Here is a 17,102-nt window from a genome sequence, read left to right as displayed (position 1 = left end):
GGGTTTTGATGATTTTATATGAAGCCATTAAATATAAATATCCAGATGCGGATCCGCAAAAGGATTTTGAACTAAGAAATGACGGTGCTGGTTCGTATATAGATGAATGGTATCTGGATGTGCCCAAACCAACAGAGAAAGAGTTGAAAAAATGGTGGGAGGAATCACAAGCCAATCCAAGGTATCAACCACCGCTCCCGCTAGATTATCTAGCACAAGAAGTAGCAAAAGAAAAGCTGATGAGAAAACAGCTTGAACATCAATGTGATCTTCTATCAAACGAACTAAAAGCGCTAAAAAATGAGATCCTTTTCATTAAAGGAGAGAGTACAACATGAATTATTGGGTAATGGCATTATATTTTCAATGGGTGACACCTGAGTTGGTCAAACAAGCAGTTGAACTAGGTGATTGTTCGATGGAAGATCTAAATGCAGGATACGAGCAAAGGATACTCACTTTAGAGCAGCTGCAAGAGATTGAATCAAATTTCAAGGCAAGGGAGTGAAAGTCGAATGGAAATAAAAGAACCAAAAGCTTTTGAAGTGAATGATAAAGCGCATGCAGATCTGTTTAATGACATGGTCAAAGTACTACTTGAAAATGATACTGGACTATTAGAGCAGCTCTTAAAACATACAAATGATGGGAGAGTACATGCGTCTGAAGAAGAAAAGAAAAAATGGAATGACTCACAAATCTATAAAATAACTGCAGATAACGGTATGCAGCTTATCAATGTTTCACCAGATTCAAAAATATTTGATGCAATTAAGGATAAAGGAACATGTACATTTTACGCAGCTTCTGGAGTCCAAGATTCTCCATCATCGTCAAATACTTCACTGAGAGGTATGCAAATAGTAGGTCAAAATAATATTGGGGCAGGCTTTGCGGTAGACATAGCAGGGAATGCTTACAGTTTTTACTACAATTCTGGTCATACAACTATTACTTGGACACCACTTCCGAGTAAAGAAGATTTAAATAAATGGAATGGCAGTCAGCTAATCAAAATTACAAATGATACGGGTGGAGTTCGTGTATCTGTAGGAGCTACAGAGAGTTTGTTCGATAAAATTACTCAAACTGGGAAAACATTTGGCACATTTTATTCTCCATCTGGGGTACAGGACAATCCTTCAGCTTTATCGGCACGTGGTTTTTATCACTTTACATCTGCCGATAGTAATAACAAAGGGACTTTTGGATGGGTGATTGCTGTAGATTATCGTAATAACGTCTTTACAAATTATCTAGATTTAAATTTAGGCTGGCAGGGCTGGCGAAGATTAATATCTGATGCTGATTTTGAAAATGTTCAGTGGCTAAATGTCACATTAGACAATGGTTCTTCTATTGGTGACAGACCGGTTCAATATGTTAAATGGGGAAACTTATTATTGTTGAGAGGTCATCTAGTAGCAAATAGAGAAGTTATCTGCGGGAAAATTCCAATTACTGGATTACCTGATAAAGGCATAGTAGTATCAGTACCAGTATCAGGTACAACGGGTCATAGTAAATTATATATATATAAGACAGGAGAGCTAAAATTAACCGGTTTACATGCAGTGAATAACAGTGCAGTAACTGGCTACTATTTAGACACAGTCGTCCCATTAAATTAAGGAAGTGATAGTATGATACAAGTTTATGAGTACAATCATCAAAATGAATTGGTCAGACCTATAGTAGTGTTTGAGAGGGATGATGAAGGAAATTATATCATTCCAGATCAATGCACAACAATTGCTCCACCCAATAATCCTTCTTTTTATAAAGCAGCTTTTGATGTGGAAAAACAACAATGGTATGAATCTGCGACACAGGAGTATATAGATAGCCTAAAACCAGCCCCTCGCCCGCCAAATGATATAGAACTATTAAAGAAACAAAATGCTTTATTATCAAAACAATTAACGCAGCTATTTGCTATCTTTAAAGGAGCTGAATCAAAATGATGTTTCCAACTGTAGCAGATATCAAACAATTTTGGGACTGGCAATGTTACGGCCCAGAGGACATTGCATTTTATGTAAGCATCGGCTGGATCTCGGCAGATGACTATCAAGACATAACAGGAGACAAATACGAAGCCTAATGGCTTTATTTTTTTGCCGGAAAGAAGGTGATTCCAATGGAAGTAGATGTTGTTCAAAACTTAATGACCCAAGGCCCATTTGCCGTTCTCTTTTGCTGGATTCTGTTCTATGTTCTCAACACAACAAAGGAAAGAGAAAACAAGCTCAATGAGCAAATCGAGGCGCAAAATGATGTGTTAGCAAAGTTTAGTGAGAAGTATGATGTCGTGATCGACAAGCTTGACAAAATTGAACGGAATTTAAAATAGGAGGTAAATATCATGAAAACATTCGACAAAGGCACTGTGATTCGCACAGTGCTTCTTTTTATTGCTCTGATCAATCAAACGCTTGTCATGTTTGGACAGACGGTGCTGCCGATTAGTGAGGAGCAAGTACAAACCGCAGGTGAGGCACTATATGTGGCAGGTTCTACAATTTTCACTATGGTCACAGCGGTAATAGCTTGGTTTAAAAACAATTATGTGACCTACAAAGGCAAATTACAAAAAGATGCTCTGAAACAAAGAGGGCTAACAAAATGATACTTGAAGGAGAAACGACATGGTAAAAATCATTCAAGCATTGATTCCAAAACAACATCGCAACAGACCCGGAAACACGATGAAGCCGCTCTATATTACAGTGCATAATACATCTAACAGTGCAAAAGGTGCTAATGCGGCCAGTCATGCAGCGTTTGTTGCACGTTCAAGTACCGGTGTCAGCTGGCATTACACCGTTGATGATCAGGTGATTTATCAGCATTTACCGTTAAACGAAAACGGCTGGCACGCAGGGGATGGCAGAGGCACCGGCAATATGAAATCAATTGGAATTGAAATTTGTGAAAATGCAGACGGCAATTTTGAACAAGCAGTTGAAAATGCCCAAAGGCTCATTCGAAAGCTGATGGGAGATTTCGGAATTCCTTTATCAAATGTAGTGCCTCATAAACATTGGAGCGGGAAAGAATGTCCAAGGAAACTTCTCGGACGGTGGGATCAGTTTAAAGCTGGAATAGCCACAACGCATACCGGCAGCAAAAGTACAAGAAAACCAGTTCAAGCAGAAAGTTTGAGCCACAAAACACCCGTTTCCAAACAGAAATCGTCAAATCTGCCATCAGGCATTTTAAAAGTCACCAAGCCCTTAACAAAAGGCCCTCAAGTCACTGCCGTGCAAAAAGCCTTATCATCCCTCTATTATTACCCAGACAAAGGGGCAAAAAACAACGGGATTGACGGCTATTATGGACCGAAAACGGCGAATGCGGTCAAGCGGTTCCAGCTCATGAACGGCTTAGCTGCAGACGGAATTTACGGACCGAAGACGAAGAACAAAATCGAACAACTACAGAAGAAGTGATGATCTATAAAAAAAGCTATCAGCAAGTGAGGAAATGCTTCCTTGCTGATAGCTAACTAAAATTGACTTCATTTGTGATATAATCGGCCAAATCCCTATCATGAGAGGAGAGAAAATGAAAAAAGAACTGTTCCAGATCATCATGCTGTCAATGCTGCTCATCTATTTCATTTATCACGGAATGACGAGCGGTTTCCCTGTGTCCTACATAATCATTCTCATCCTAACTTATCTTTCTGTGATCACATACCGCATCATAAAGTTATGAAGAAAAAACAAAAAACAAACAGAACTGTAACAGATATGTACATAAAAAAACCATCCTTGATTTTACAAGAATGGTTTTTCGTATGGAGCATAGCGGGATCGAACCGCTGACCTCTACGCTGCCAGCGTAGCGCTCTCCCAGCTGAGCTAATGCCCCAAGGTATGACGACATAATTTATTATAATCAATCCTCCTATGAAATTCAAGCTGTAAAACGTAAACACATCGTCTATTTTTCTTTCTGTTCAATCGGAATATAGTCAAAAATTTCACCAGAATGAACAGAGTGGGCTAATCGTCTCAGCCAGTCATAATAGGCTTTTGAGCTTTCAAGCTGCTCAATGAGCTGCTGCGCTTCTTCTTTTACATGTTCCTCCAGCTGATCATCACGCGACACCTCTTGAAGCCGCTCTTGCGCTTCTTCAATTGCCGCTAAATTGACCTCGACCTCACGTTCCCATTTTTGCGGAAAGAAGTTCGTGAAAAACTTAAAAAAGTCTTTTTCCGCAACAAAGCTGTGTTTTCTTCGGCCCCGGTGAAACGTCTTTTTGACAATATTCATGTCTTGCAGCTTTTTCACACCCGTGCTCATACTCGGCTTACTCATTTGCAGCTCTTCACGCATTTCATCCAGTGTCATTTCCTCATTTAAATACATCGTTCCATATAGAATACCTGCACTTCTTGTAATGCCGTAGAGATCCATCGTTTCAGCTATGGAATCAATGACTAGATCTTTAGCAGCTAAAATACGATCTTCTGCTTGCGTTTTTTCCTGCTTTTTCATTTTGTCCCTGCTTTCTATTAAGAAAATTCAATCCGTTCAAAAAAATCTTTATGGACTATATGTTAACGAAAGAATACAAAATGTCAAAATAAATGAAGCATATCTCCCTTTGACAGAAAAATTTGAACATGATAAGTTAATTATGTTCAAAACGTTAAATTTTTATTTAACAAACTTACCAAAGAGAATCAGAGGAGGTTCCTTCTATGAGTCAAACGCTATTTATAGACGGACAATGGGTTGGCGCTAAAAGTAGCGACACACGGGACATCATCAATCCGTTCAATCAAGAAGTGATCGCGACAGTCAGCGAAGGATCTAGAAATGACGCGCAGCTAGCCATTAAAGCAGCGAGAAAAGCCTTCGATCAAGGGGACTGGGCAAACCTGCCTGGACTTGAAAGAGGAAATATTGTGTTTAAGATAGCTGAATTGATTAGACGTGATCTTGATGAACTAGCCAAATTGGAATCGCTTGATACAGGCAAAACATTAGAGGAAAGCAAGGCAGATATGGACGATATTGCGAACGTGTTCCAATATTACGCAGGTCTGGCTGATAAAGATGGCGGGGAAATCATTGCATCGCCAATTCCAAACTCGAAAAGTGAATTAGTCAGAGAGCCTGTCGGTGTATGCGGACAAATCACTCCTTGGAACTATCCATTGCTTCAAGCAAGCTGGAAAATCGCTCCTGCACTTGCGGCGGGAAATACAATCGTTTTAAAGCCAAGTGAAATCACACCACTCACCACAATAAAAGTATTTAAACTCATGGAAGAAGCGGGCGTTCCAGCAGGCGTTGCAAACCTAGTGCTTGGACCTGGAGCAACCGTTGGAAATGAGCTTGCTGTAAATGATCAAGTAGATTTGATTTCATTTACAGGCGGTATTGAAACAGGGAAGAAAATTATGCAGGGAGCCAGCGGGAATGTGAAAAAAATAGCCCTTGAGCTTGGCGGAAAGAATCCGAATATTGTGTTTCAAGATGCTGATTTAGAGTTAGCGGTTGACCAGGCAATGAATGCTGTATTTTTCCATGCAGGGCAAGTGTGTTCAGCAGGTTCACGTTTGCTGGTGGAAGAATCTATTCATGATGAATTTTTAGAAGAACTGGTGAAGCGTACGAAAAAAATCAAGCTAGGCAACGGCTTTGATGAAGACACCCAGAGCGGGCCGCTCATCTCAGCTGAGCATCGAGAAAAAGTAGAAAAATACGTCAGCATCGGTTTAGAAGAAGGCGCTAAGTTAGAGACAGGCGGAAAAAGACCTGACGCAGAGGAGCTGCAAAATGGGTTCTTCTACTTGCCGACCATATTCTCAGGCTGCACGTCAGATATGCGGATTGTGCAGGAAGAAGTCTTTGGACCTGTCCTGACAGTCGAAACCTTCCGTACAGAGGAAGAAGTCATCAAGCTGGCAAATGATACGATTTATGGATTAGCAGGAGCTGTGTGGTCTTCTGATATCAGCAAGGCCGAAAGAGTGGCTCGACAATTAAGATTGGGCACGGTTTGGATCAATGACTTCCATCCTTATTTTGCTCAAGCACCTTGGGGTGGCTACAAGCAATCAGGCATTGGGCGCGAATTAGGACGCACGGGACTTGAAGAATATACCGAGCTGAAGCATTTATATCGAAATACAAAACCTGAAGCAGTTCATTGGTTTAAATAAAAATTACGCATTTGGAGGAGATTCTATATGACACTAAATATGAAAATTGAAAGCATGCAGAAATTCCATACATTTGAAATTCCGACTGTTATCAAACACGGCATTGGTGCAGTGAAACATGTTGGGGAAGAAGTAAAAGCATACGGCGTTTCAAAAGTATTGCTTGTAACAGACCCTGGTATTTATCAAGCCGGCGTGGTGGACCCAGTAATTGCTTCATTAAAAGAAGCACAAATCGATGTCGTTCTATTTGATAAAGTAGAGCCAAATCCGCCAGTCCGTCTAGTGAACGAAGGATCTGCTTTATATGAAAAAGAAAGCTGTAATGGATTAGTCGCAGTAGGCGGCGGCAGTTCAATGGATACAGCAAAGGCAATCGGAGTAGAGGCGACTCATGAAGGCTCAGTCCTTGATTACGAAGCGGCAGAGGGAAAAAAACCGCTAGAAAACAGAATCCCTCCTTTAACCACTATTCCGACAACAGCTGGTACGGGTTCAGAGGTAACGCAGTGGGCGGTCATTACTGATGAAGAAAGAGAATTCAAATTCAATACTGGTGGACCTCTCATTGCAGCTCATCTAACAGTAATTGATCCAGAGCTTCATGTGTCCATGCCGCCTCATGTGACAGCAATGACTGGAATTGACGCGCTTGCTCACGCGATTGAATGCTATACGATGAAATTTGCTCAGCCGATTACAGATGCGGTAGCGCTCATGGCAATTGAATATGCTGCTCATTATATTCGCCGTGCCTTTGCTGATGGCGAGGACTTAGAAGCCAGATATGGAATGGCACAAGCTGCGATGCTTGCCGGGCTTTCTTATGGAAGTGAATCAGCTGGAGCTGCACATGCGATGAGTCAAACACTCGGAGGCATTATTCCTGTAGCGCACGGTCAGTGTGTTGCAGCGATGATGGGACCAGTGATGGAGTATAACTGGAAAGGGTATCCGGAAAAATTCGCTCGAATTGCGCAAGCGTTTGGGATTGATACAAGCAGAATGACAACAGAGGAAGCAGCCAAAGCAGCTGTGAACTGGATGTATGATTTAGTGGAGGATTTAGAAGTTCCTTCATTAGAAGAACAAGGTGTATCAAAAGATATGATTGATCGTTTATCTAAAGAAGCGATGAAAGATCCGCAAACAGTTGGAAACCCAAGAGATTTAAACGAAAAAGCGTACAAATGGATTTATGCTCGCTGCTTTGAGTTAACACCTAAAACGGTGTAACAATGAAAAAAAAGGCTCCCAAAAGGGAGTCTTTTTTATGTCTATAGTTGTTCTTTAATTTCTTTGATTTGATGAATATGGCGTTTTTCGTGTGCGCCGATAAAATCAAGATATTGCTTAAGGGATAGCTCTTTAAACACAGGGTGTGCAATGACGCGTTTGAAATCTTCCTCAGTAAATGTTGATAAAATTTGATTGAGCTGCTCACGAGCTGTATCCAGCTCATCCTTTAAATGTGTAGGTGTCACATGCTTGCGGTCAGGCGCAACAATACTAGGCGCAGTGGCTTTTTTTGAACGGTCCTCTGCCATTTCCACCGGCTTTGGTTCATATTCTTTGATCGGTGCTTTTTTCCCCTCAGCAGCTAGATGTTTTGCTGCAACTAGGTCCATTTTCTTTAAATGATCTGCTACCTCTTGAATACTCCAAGTATCATCAGATAATTTTTGGTTCAATTGTTCTTCGTTCAAACCTTGCAGCTCGTGCCACAATTCTTGTCTTGCTTCATGTAATAAACTCATTTTCTTCATCACCTCAAGATCAAATTTTAACATAAGGGTACATGACAATCATTCTTGAGCTATCCGAAAATCCCTTTGAAGAATTGTGATGAAATATGAAACCTTTACAAAAGTGGTTCGTATTACCTGTTAGAAGGAATACATTGGAGGTGAGTGTGGTCTAAATGAAACAAAAGATGTTCATTTCATGAAGAAAGGATGAGGAAGATGGATGTGTTCGGGCTGCCTCTTCAGACGCTGTATTTATACATATTAATGATATCAGGAATCCTGACACTTGTTTTCGTCTTTTTCGGCGATGTATTTGATGGATTATTTGAAGCGATCCCTGTTCCATTCCTTCAACCAACATTGATCCTCGCATTTCTTACCTTTTTCTCGGCTGGAGGGTTTATCTCTGAAAAAACAGCAATTGTAGGAAGTGGACTTGGCGCAGTATTATCTGCCATCCTCGCAGTGATCCTTGTGACCTGTTTGAATGTATTTGTATTAGTCCCGCTTTCCTCTGCTGAAGAATCTCTCTCTTATACGGAGGCCGATTTAAAAGGAAGAACTGGGGAGATCATTGTATCTGTTCCAAAAGACGGATTTGGAGAAGTGCTGTTAATCAGTAATAGCGGGAAAATCTCAAAGCCAGCTGTCAGTTTCGACCAAGAGGAGATTCCATATGGAACCCGTGTGCTAGTTGTCGAAGTGAACAAAGGCGTCTTATCTGTTATACCAAATGAAGAAATCTAGGAGGGAATGCTATGCCAGGAACAACGATTTTAGTGATCATTGGAATTGTGCTTGTGATTCTTATTGCACTTATTGGTGTATTTGTTTCTAAATACCGGACAGCAGGTCCAGATGAAGCATTAATCGTCACAGGAAGTTACCTAGGAAGTAAAAATGTCCACGTGGATGAAGGTGGAAACAAGATTAAGATTGTGAGAGGCGGCGGTACCTTTGTACTTCCAGTCTTTCAACAAGCAGAGCCGCTCAGCTTACTATCTAGCAAGCTAGACGTTTCAACACCTGAAGTCTATACCGAACAAGGTGTACCGGTCATGGCGGATGGAACAGCCATCATTAAAATTGGCGGATCGATTGAAGAAATCGCGACTGCTGCAGAGCAATTTTTAGGGAAAACAAAAGAAGACCGCGAAAACGAAGCGAGAGAAGTATTAGAAGGCCACCTTCGTTCAATCTTAGGATCAATGACAGTTGAAGAGATTTATAAAAACAGAGAGAAATTTTCTCAAGAAGTACAACGTGTCGCTTCTCAAGATTTAGCGAAAATGGGTCTTGTCATTGTATCGTTTACGATTAAAGATGTTCGTGATAAAAATGGCTACTTAGAATCTCTAGGTAAACCAAGAATTGCCCAAGTAAAACGTGATGCAGATATTGCAACAGCTGAAGCAGATAAAGAAACACGTATCAAACGTGCCGAAGCTGATAAAGATGCGAAGAAATCTGAGCTTGAGCGTGCTACTGAAATCGCTGAAGCAGAAAAGATTAATGAGCTGAAAAGAGCAGAATTCAGACGTGAACAGGATACAGCGAAAGCAAGTGCTGACCAAGCGTACGATCTAGAAACAGCTCGTAACCGTCAGCACGTAACTGAACAAGAAATGCAAGTCAAAATCATTGAGCGTCAGAAACAAATTGAATTAGAAGAAAAAGAGATTCAGCGTCGTGAACGTCAATACGATTCTGAAGTGAAAAAGAAAGCAGATGCGGACCGTTATGCTGTTGAGCAGTCAGCTGCGGCGGAAAAAGCGAAACGCCTCGCTGAAGCAGATGCCAAGAAATACAGCATTGAAGCAATGGCCAAAGCAGAAGCTGAGAAAGTCCGTATTGACGGGCTTGCCAAAGCGGAAGCGGATCGTGCAAAAGGGGAAACAGAAGCGGAAGTCATTAGACTAAAAGGACTTGCAGAAGCCGAAGCGAAAGAGAAAATCGCTGAAGCATTCGAACAGTATGGTCAGGCAGCCATTCTTGATATGATTGTGAAAATGCTACCTGAATATGCGAAGCAAGTATCTGCACCACTTTCTAACATTGATAAAATTACTGTTGTGGATACGGGCGGTAACGGGGAAGGCAGCGGTGCTAATAAAGTCACTGGCTATGCCACAAACCTCATGTCCAGTCTGCAAGAAAGCCTGAAAGCATCCTCTGGAATAGATGTGAAAGAAATTATTGAGAACTTTTCTGGCAAAGGCAATGTGAAGCAAAGCATTCAAGAACTAACCAATGAAATCAAACAACCAAGAAAAAAAGAGATCGCTGATACTCAAATAGAAGAATAAAATCAATAGACACCTTCCAGCAGAAGGTGTCTATTTGGCATGCGCCCGATATGGATTCTTTTTTACATATGAAGAAAGATTCACGAGAATACCAGCCGATATCATCATAAACATTAAGGAGGAGCCGCCATAGCTAATAAAGGGAAGAGGTATGCCTGTAATGGGGAGAAGCCCGTAGACAGCTCCTAGATTAAAGGCTGCTTGGAGCATGATTTGAAACGTGAGCCCGATCGTTAACAGTTTTCCAAATGGGTCGTGTAAAGCTTGCACAATTCGCATGGCTCGATACATGATGAGGAGATATGCACCAATCACAAGCAAAATCCCCATGATTCCCAGTTCTTCACTGATGATGGCCATGATAAAATCCGTATGGGCTTCAGGAAGAAAGCCCAGTTTTTGAATGCTTCCGCCTAAGCCATTTCCCGTCAGCCCGCCTGAATTCATCGCGAAATACGAATGAATCAGCTGATATCCATCCCCATTTTCATACTGAAAAGGATTACGAAAAGAAGTCAGCCGTTTTAAACGGTAAGGAGCTGTCACAGCAAAAAAAGTGATTCCCGCTGCGGCAGTCCATCCCAGCAAAATAAGATGGCGCGTTTTCAATCCAGCGCATAATAAAATAATGCCGCAGCTTAATAAAATAGACACAGCTGTGCCTAAATCCGGCTGCTTTAAGATCAATAAAAAAACAATCCCTAAAAGAATGAGTGGCGGCATTACACCTTTTTTAAAAGATGTAATGTACGCTTGTTTTTTCGCATACACATAGGCAAAATAGATCACCATCACTAGTTTCACAGCTTCAGAAGGCTGGAGCATGAGAGAACCTAGATGAATCCACCGCTGTGAATTATTTTTGACAACACCAATTCCAGGAAGCAGGACAAGGATGAGACATAGCAATGACAGTAAGACAAGCCACTTCATCCATTTGCGATAAATCTGATAAGGGAGAAGAGCGGCAATGAAGAAAAAGAATCCCCCCATCACGAGCCATTGCCATTGTTTGATAAAGAAATAGCTGCCCTGTTCATACTTCACTTCTCCTAAAGGATAACTTGCACTGTAGACCATCAGTAAACCAAATAAGCAGAGAAACACAATCGTACCAACAAGAATGTGGTCGATTCTTTTGAGATGGGATAAAAGGAATGTCATCATCTTCAACCCCAATTGCGACCAAACATATAGGATGATGATCTAAGATTGACACTAAACACGAGACCAATGGCGATCATGTTGGTCAAAAGCGCACTGCCTCCATAGCTGATAAAGGGAAGTGCAAGCCCCGTCACAGGCATTAAACCGATTGTCATCCCTACGTTTTGGAAAACTTGAAACATGATCAGCCCAACGACACCTGCACATATGTATAATCCATAGAGTGTATTAGCGTGCATAGCCACGTGAATGATTCGGTAAATCATCATTAAGTACAGACACATCAAAAGAGAGGCGCCAATAAAACCAAACTCCTCACCAATGACGGCAAATATAAAATCCGTATGGGCTTCAGGGATATTGCCACCTTGTACTTGTTGCCCCTTTGTAAAACCGCTTCCTGATAATTGACCTGATCCAATGCCGAGTATCGATTGTTTCAGCTGATACCCGTATGTTGAATCAAATTCATCAGGAGAGAGCCACCCATAAATGCGATCAAGCTGATGAGGCTTAATGATTTTCGTAAAATGCTCAAAATGATGATTGTGCAGATAGATCAAAAAGGCAAGAAGTGCAAGAAAAGCAGCCATTAATGCAGCCGTCATCTTGCTCGAAATCCCTGATACAAGCATCAGTGTAAAGGCAATGGATAAGATCACGAGCGCTGTTCCTAAATCTGGCTGAATTAAGATGAGGAAAAAAGGGACGATAGTCCAGCAAATGACTTTAGTTGTAGGAATGATGCTTTCTTGAAAAGAAAATCGCTGATGCTTGTATTGGTTCAAGACAGCCGCAAGCAGCAGGATCACAAAAATTTTCATGAACTCTGATGGCTGAATTTTGATTGAACCGAAGCTGATCCACCTTTGGGAACCATTTTGACTCGTTCCGAAAAAATGCACAAGAATAATGAGAAAAATACCACCTGCAAATAACCGAAAAGATAAACGCTCAAGCAGCTCATAATCAAAGTAGGCAACTGCTGCCATGAGAGCGAAACCGACGATATACCAGAAAATTTGCCTTTTGACGAAATAAAGCATATCTTGCGTTTCATACTGTCCCGATCCGCTATAAACAGCTAGTAGGCTGATGACAAATAAACAAATAACAGTGAGTAAAAGTGCGAAGTCAATGCTGTACTGTTTTTTCATGGCTTCTTTTCCTGCTATGCCCTATTTGTCAGTTGGTTTAATATGACTTGCACCGCAGCAGCGTCATCAATATAGCCGATCGGAAAAATATAATCTGGTATTAAATCAACAGGCATAATGAAATAAAGGAGTGCGCCTCCCATCAGCATCAATTCTCGAGGAGTTCCTCGTCCATTTATGAATAAACTGTACATGTTTTTCAACTGCTCAAGAAATGGTCCGACGCCGCTTAGCGTCTTCATCTTTTTTTCAAACTTTGCCGTAATCGTTTCTTTTCCTTCAGCTGTTTGGCTGTAGACTTCGTATTCGTTTAACTTTTGTTCCAATTTGGTCTGACTAAACGTACCGTCGTAGACCTCTTGATCTTTTAGGGTTTTTTCAATTTCTTCTACCGCTTGAATGAACGTATCACCGTGCGCCTTTTCGTTTTTAATTGGATACCCTGAAGCAGTCAATAGTTGATCTAATGATATGTTCAGAGATTCTGAAAGCCGCTGCAGATGATTCAAAGTGGGTTTTCTTTTTCCATTCATGATTCTGGACAGTGTCGCTTTATCGATTCCTGTGTATGTGCTGAGCTCTCTTAAAGATAAAGAGCGTTGCTGCAATTTTCCCTTTAAAATTTGCCCAAGCTCTGTTGTCTTAATATCCATTTTCTACGCCATCCTTTTCATTATGTATCAACTCTTCTATAGAAGAAGTCGTACCCAATATAAAGGTGTGTTGACAAAATGTCAACGGATATCCTTTATTGATTGAATTTTAAAAAATAAGAATTTATCATAATATAAATAGGATAAAAACAGTGAGTAGGAGTGGCGCGGATGAAGGTGAGACATGCGGTACATCAAGATATTCCAAAAATCGCTGAGATTCATGTGAAAAGCTGGCAGACGACTTATCAGGGGATTATTTCGCATGAGTATTTAGATGGTTTAAACATTGAAGATCGGAAAGAGAGCTGGAGAAGAAGGTCACTTGAAGGGACGTTTGTCGCAGAAGATGCGGATGGCGTATTTGGTTTTGCTTCTTTCGGAAAACAACGTGACGAACGTTATTCTACATATGATGGAGAGCTATATGCCATCTATTTATTACAACAGAAACAGAAATCAGGTGCGGGTATTGCCTTAATTGCTAAAGGTGTCGATTATTTAATAGAAAAAGGGTATCAGAAGTTGATGCTATGGGTGTTTGAACAAAATTCGGCAAAACAATTTTATCAAAAACTTCAACCTAGTTTTGTCGTTACCAGCCAGTTCGAGCTGGCTGGCGAGAACCATAATGAAATAGGGTATGGATGGGAGCTGTCTATATTGAATAACCATGTACAGCGAATTAAATCGTCAGCTTCCAGTAATAATGAGAGAAAAAAGTGAAGAGCACAGCAAGCAACATGTAAGAAATAAACGGTGAAGCTTCTACTTTTCCTTTCACGCCTGCTATTTTTAAAGCTTCATAGAAGCCTGCCAAAAAATAAGCAAGACTGAGAATATAACAGCACAGCATAATGGAGTAAGGGCTCATTGTCGTACCTCCAGCATGAAATCTTCTACTATTAATAGATTCCATAGAGCAGCAAATTATGCATAAAAAAATAACCAGCTGAAATCAGCCGGTTATTTTTGACGAGGAAAAACCAAACGGGATGCACTTGGGATAAGTATACAAAGAACGATACTGCAAATAATAAATGAAGGAACCATATATGTGCTGTTATAAATTAAAGAGTAGACCCATCCTGGTGTTCCTTTCGGTGCATATTGAGAAAAGAAAACGACGCCAGAAATAAAGAACGTCAGCAGCCTGAAGAAACTAGCAATAAAAACAGCTAGGGTAATATAGAAGAATTGCTGTTTTCGCTTTTGATCCTGAATGGCTTTTTTGATCAGTCCAGAAAACAGGCCGCTTAAAGAAATGACAACAGATGCAACGAAGTAATCGAGGAATCCTTGAACAGGTGTAGCGATAATCGGGCTATTCATCAGCTGAAGACCTGCGATTAACACACCGATGATAAATCCGGTAGATATTCCCCATCTAATAGACATGAGAATGACGGGAATCATAATCAGCGCAAGAGAACCGCCATTGGGCATTCTTAAAAAGAGACCTGATAAGTAATCTAATACAAGTGCAAGTGAAGTCATAATTGCGATTTCCATCAGTCGTACCAATTGATTTGATTGCTGCATAAAAAAATCTCCTTTTTCATGAATTGAGCAAGGAGAGACCGTGTAAGGATGAGTATGTTATTCATAGAAAAACATATCGATTTGAATACACCGTATGTATTCAAGTGATTCCACATTCCTACTTCAGTATTAACTGACAGGTTCAAAGGGTCAGAACAACGAATGTTCACTCTCAGCACAAAGCTCCCCCTGCGGTTATTTAGTTTCAATCTATTATAAATATACTAAAGACCTGCAGGATCAACAATAGACAATTCCCGAGATAAGCAGCATTTGTATCAATATATAGGGAGAGATAAGGAAAAATAAATTATTTAGAAAAAATACTTGTTTCTTCTTTCAAAAGGTGTTATATTTGTATTCGCCGCTGAAACAGCGCGGTTGATAAATAACATTAAGAAAAAAGTTGTTGACTTTATCTTGATAGAATGTTATATTAATAAAGTCGCCTCTGAGAGACGGCGAAGATGATCTTTGAAAACTAAACAAGACAAAACGTACCTGTTAATTCGAGTTTTTATAAAAAATCCTATGATACTTCATAGGTAGTCAGTCAAACTGGCGAGGCAGGAAATGATCACTTGCTAAGTTCGCTACATCGTGTAGCAACGCATGTGTGATATACATCCTGCATACCTCGGAGAGTTTGATCCTGGCTCAGGACGAACGCTGGCGGCGTGCCTAATACATGCAAGTCGAGCGGACAGAAGGGAGCTTGCTCCCGGATGTTAGCGGCGGACGGGTGAGTAACACGTGGGTAACCTGCCTGTAAGACTGGGATAACTCCGGGAAACCGGAGCTAATACCGGATAGTTCCTTGAACCGCATGGTTCAAGGATGAAAGACGGTTTCGGCTGTCACTTACAGATGGACCCGCGGCGCATTAGCTAGTTGGTGGGGTAATGGCTCACCAAGGCGACGATGCGTAGCCGACCTGAGAGGGTGATCGGCCACACTGGGACTGAGACACGGCCCAGACTCCTACGGGAGGCAGCAGTAGGGAATCTTCCGCAATGGACGAAAGTCTGACGGAGCAACGCCGCGTGAGTGATGAAGGTTTTCGGATCGTAAAGCTCTGTTGTTAGGGAAGAACAAGTGCGAGAGTAACTGCTCGCACCTTGACGGTACCTAACCAGAAAGCCACGGCTAACTACGTGCCAGCAGCCGCGGTAATACGTAGGTGGCAAGCGTTGTCCGGAATTATTGGGCGTAAAGGGCTCGCAGGCGGTTTCTTAAGTCTGATGTGAAAGCCCCCGGCTCAACCGGGGAGGGTCATTGGAAACTGGGAAACTTGAGTGCAGAAGAGGAGAGTGGAATTCCACGTGTAGCGGTGAAATGCGTAGAGATGTGGAGGAACACCAGTGGCGAAGGCGACTCTCTGGTCTGTAACTGACGCTGAGGAGCGAAAGCGTGGGGAGCGAACAGGATTAGATACCCTGGTAGTCCACGCCGTAAACGATGAGTGCTAAGTGTTAGGGGGTTTCCGCCCCTTAGTGCTGCAGCTAACGCATTAAGCACTCCGCCTGGGGAGTACGGTCGCAAGACTGAAACTCAAAGGAATTGACGGGGGCCCGCACAAGCGGTGGAGCATGTGGTTTAATTCGAAGCAACGCGAAGAACCTTACCAGGTCTTGACATCCTCTGACAACCCTAGAGATAGGGCTTTCCCTTCGGGGACAGAGTGACAGGTGGTGCATGGTTGTCGTCAGCTCGTGTCGTGAGATGTTGGGTTAAGTCCCGCAACGAGCGCAACCCTTGATCTTAGTTGCCAGCATTCAGTTGGGCACTCTAAGGTGACTGCCGGTGACAAACCGGAGGAAGGTGGGGATGACGTCAAATCATCATGCCCCTTATGACCTGGGCTACACACGTGCTACAATGGACAGAACAAAGGGCTGCAAGACCGCAAGGTTTAGCCAATCCCATAAATCTGTTCTCAGTTCGGATCGCAGTCTGCAACTCGACTGCGTGAAGCTGGAATCGCTAGTAATCGCGGATCAGCATGCCGCGGTGAATACGTTCCCGGGCCTTGTACACACCGCCCGTCACACCACGAGAGTTTGCAACACCCGAAGTCGGTGAGGTAACCTTTATGGAGCCAGCCGCCGAAGGTGGGGCAGATGATTGGGGTGAAGTCGTAACAAGGTAGCCGTATCGGAAGGTGCGGCTGGATCACCTCCTTTCTAAGGATATATGGAGCAGCGTGCGTTTTCGTCTTGTTTAGTTTTGAAGGATCATTCCTTCAAAACATGTCTCTAGCGAGACAGGATTGTTCTTTGAAAACTAGATAACAATAAGTAATACATTCACATTGAATGCAATGCAAAGTTCATCACACATAGTGATT

The 17,102-nt window shown here is 41.9% G+C and carries 20 protein-coding genes, 1 tRNA gene, 1 rRNA gene and 1 riboswitch; of the genes, 15 read left to right on the top strand and 7 right to left on the bottom strand.

Translation table 11 applies throughout. The features are described from left to right. The first annotated feature begins 8 nt into the window (after positions 1–8). From MHH61_RS04080 to MHH61_RS04040, 9 genes are all read left to right on the top strand, one after another. Positions 9–338 carry an XkdW family protein gene (locus tag MHH61_RS04080; RefSeq protein ID WP_125586222.1) on the top strand — a complete coding sequence of 110 codons (330 nt, stop codon included), beginning with the start codon at positions 9–11 and terminating at the stop codon, positions 336–338. Continuing rightward, complete coding sequence (locus tag MHH61_RS04075) at positions 335–508, top strand: XkdX family protein (RefSeq protein ID WP_125586224.1); 174 nt, start codon at positions 335–337, stop codon at positions 506–508. Before MHH61_RS04080 ends, MHH61_RS04075 begins: the two co-directional genes overlap by 4 nt. A gap of 7 nt (positions 509–515) precedes the next feature. After that, positions 516–1,631, top strand: a complete 1,116-nt coding sequence (locus MHH61_RS04070; protein WP_125586226.1) for a hypothetical protein — start codon at positions 516–518, stop codon at positions 1,629–1,631. Between the two features lie 12 nt (positions 1,632–1,643). Beyond that, complete coding sequence (locus MHH61_RS04065) at positions 1,644–1,964, top strand: hypothetical protein (protein ID WP_024425888.1); 321 nt, start codon at positions 1,644–1,646, stop codon at positions 1,962–1,964. Continuing rightward, positions 1,961–2,104, top strand: a complete 144-nt coding sequence (locus tag MHH61_RS04060) for an XkdX family protein (RefSeq protein WP_034624530.1) — start codon at positions 1,961–1,963, stop codon at positions 2,102–2,104. Before MHH61_RS04065 ends, MHH61_RS04060 begins: the two co-directional genes overlap by 4 nt. A 36-nt stretch (positions 2,105–2,140) precedes the next feature. After that, entirely contained in the window at positions 2,141–2,353 is a 213-nt protein-coding gene (locus MHH61_RS04055; RefSeq protein ID WP_017367922.1) for a BhlA/UviB family holin-like peptide, read from the top strand. Between the two features lie 12 nt (positions 2,354–2,365). Continuing rightward, positions 2,366–2,629 carry a phage holin gene (locus tag MHH61_RS04050; protein ID WP_024423242.1) on the top strand — a complete coding sequence of 88 codons (264 nt, stop codon included), beginning with the start codon at positions 2,366–2,368 and terminating at the stop codon, positions 2,627–2,629. A gap of 19 nt (positions 2,630–2,648) precedes the next feature. Further along, complete coding sequence (locus MHH61_RS04045) at positions 2,649–3,452, top strand: N-acetylmuramoyl-L-alanine amidase (protein ID WP_125586228.1); 804 nt, start codon at positions 2,649–2,651, stop codon at positions 3,450–3,452. A gap of 115 nt (positions 3,453–3,567) precedes the next feature. Next, entirely contained in the window at positions 3,568–3,720 is a 153-nt protein-coding gene (locus MHH61_RS04040) for a hypothetical protein (protein ID WP_164512158.1), read from the top strand. Between the two features lie 83 nt (positions 3,721–3,803). On the opposite strand, the gene MHH61_RS04035 is transcribed toward MHH61_RS04040, so the two are convergent. After that, positions 3,804–3,876: transfer RNA gene (locus MHH61_RS04035), tRNA-Ala, on the bottom strand. A gap of 72 nt (positions 3,877–3,948) precedes the next feature. After that, positions 3,949–4,506: a GbsR/MarR family transcriptional regulator gene (locus MHH61_RS04030; protein ID WP_125586230.1), complete on the bottom strand. Its 558-nt coding sequence runs from the start codon at positions 4,504–4,506 to the stop codon at positions 3,949–3,951. Between the two features lie 206 nt (positions 4,507–4,712). On the opposite strand from MHH61_RS04030, the gene betB reads away from it, so the two are divergent. Both betB and MHH61_RS04020 read left to right on the top strand, forming a co-directional pair. Beyond that, entirely contained in the window at positions 4,713–6,182 is a 1,470-nt protein-coding gene (betB, locus tag MHH61_RS04025; protein ID WP_125586232.1) for a betaine-aldehyde dehydrogenase, read from the top strand. 27 nt (positions 6,183–6,209) lie between these two features. After that, positions 6,210–7,418 (top strand): iron-containing alcohol dehydrogenase, encoded by a 1,209-nt coding sequence (locus tag MHH61_RS04020; RefSeq protein WP_044332570.1) that lies wholly within the window; start codon positions 6,210–6,212, stop codon positions 7,416–7,418. A 41-nt stretch (positions 7,419–7,459) separates the two neighbouring features. Here the strand turns inward: MHH61_RS04020 and MHH61_RS04015 are convergent, their stop codons facing one another. Beyond that, entirely contained in the window at positions 7,460–7,939 is a 480-nt protein-coding gene (locus tag MHH61_RS04015) for a DinB family protein (protein ID WP_034624515.1), read from the bottom strand. A 207-nt stretch (positions 7,940–8,146) separates the two neighbouring features. On the opposite strand from MHH61_RS04015, the gene MHH61_RS04010 reads away from it, so the two are divergent. Together MHH61_RS04010 and MHH61_RS04005 are read left to right on the top strand one after the other, a co-directional pair. Further along, positions 8,147–8,677 (top strand): hypothetical protein, encoded by a 531-nt coding sequence (locus MHH61_RS04010; RefSeq protein ID WP_034284306.1) that lies wholly within the window; start codon positions 8,147–8,149, stop codon positions 8,675–8,677. An 11-nt stretch (positions 8,678–8,688) separates the two neighbouring features. After that, entirely contained in the window at positions 8,689–10,236 is a 1,548-nt protein-coding gene (locus tag MHH61_RS04005) for a flotillin family protein (protein WP_034284308.1), read from the top strand. Positions 10,237–10,266: 30 nt separating this feature from the next. Here MHH61_RS04005 and ftsW read toward each other — a convergent pair whose 3' ends face one another. From ftsW to MHH61_RS03990, 3 genes are read right to left on the bottom strand one after another with little or no spacing between them, the layout of a single operon-like run. Further along, complete coding sequence (ftsW, locus tag MHH61_RS04000) at positions 10,267–11,409, bottom strand: putative lipid II flippase FtsW (protein ID WP_169510660.1); 1,143 nt, start codon at positions 11,407–11,409, stop codon at positions 10,267–10,269. Next, positions 11,406–12,560: a rod shape-determining protein RodA gene (rodA, locus tag MHH61_RS03995; protein ID WP_125586236.1), complete on the bottom strand. Its 1,155-nt coding sequence runs from the start codon at positions 12,558–12,560 to the stop codon at positions 11,406–11,408. The genes ftsW and rodA overlap by 4 nt, the downstream gene beginning before the upstream one ends. Before the next feature lie 14 nt (positions 12,561–12,574). Further along, positions 12,575–13,213, bottom strand: coding sequence for a DUF1232 domain-containing protein (locus tag MHH61_RS03990; protein WP_125586238.1), 639 nt, complete (start codon positions 13,211–13,213; stop codon positions 12,575–12,577). 171 nt (positions 13,214–13,384) lie between these two features. On the opposite strand from MHH61_RS03990, the gene MHH61_RS03985 reads away from it, so the two are divergent. Beyond that, positions 13,385–13,939 (top strand): GNAT family N-acetyltransferase, encoded by a 555-nt coding sequence (locus MHH61_RS03985; RefSeq protein ID WP_125586240.1) that lies wholly within the window; start codon positions 13,385–13,387, stop codon positions 13,937–13,939. 240 nt (positions 13,940–14,179) lie between these two features. Here the strand turns inward: MHH61_RS03985 and thiT are convergent, their stop codons facing one another. Continuing rightward, on the bottom strand, positions 14,180–14,755 hold the full coding sequence (thiT, locus tag MHH61_RS03980) for an energy-coupled thiamine transporter ThiT (protein ID WP_025094237.1): 576 nt from the start codon (positions 14,753–14,755) through the stop codon (positions 14,180–14,182). A gap of 98 nt (positions 14,756–14,853) precedes the next feature. Further along, a riboswitch (TPP riboswitch) is annotated at positions 14,854–14,955 on the bottom strand. A gap of 434 nt (positions 14,956–15,389) precedes the next feature. Here thiT and MHH61_RS03975 point away from each other — a divergent pair. Next, positions 15,390–16,938: ribosomal RNA gene (locus tag MHH61_RS03975) — 16S ribosomal RNA — on the top strand. Positions 16,939–17,102: the final 164 nt, after the last annotated feature.

The sequence above is a fragment of the Bacillus sp. FSL K6-3154 genome (assembly GCF_040869395.1).
Taxonomy (GTDB): domain Bacteria; phylum Bacillota; class Bacilli; order Bacillales; family Bacillaceae; genus Bacillus; species Bacillus safensis.
The sequence above is the reverse complement of the archived record's forward strand: the minus strand, read 5'-3'. Positions and strand labels throughout refer to the sequence as shown.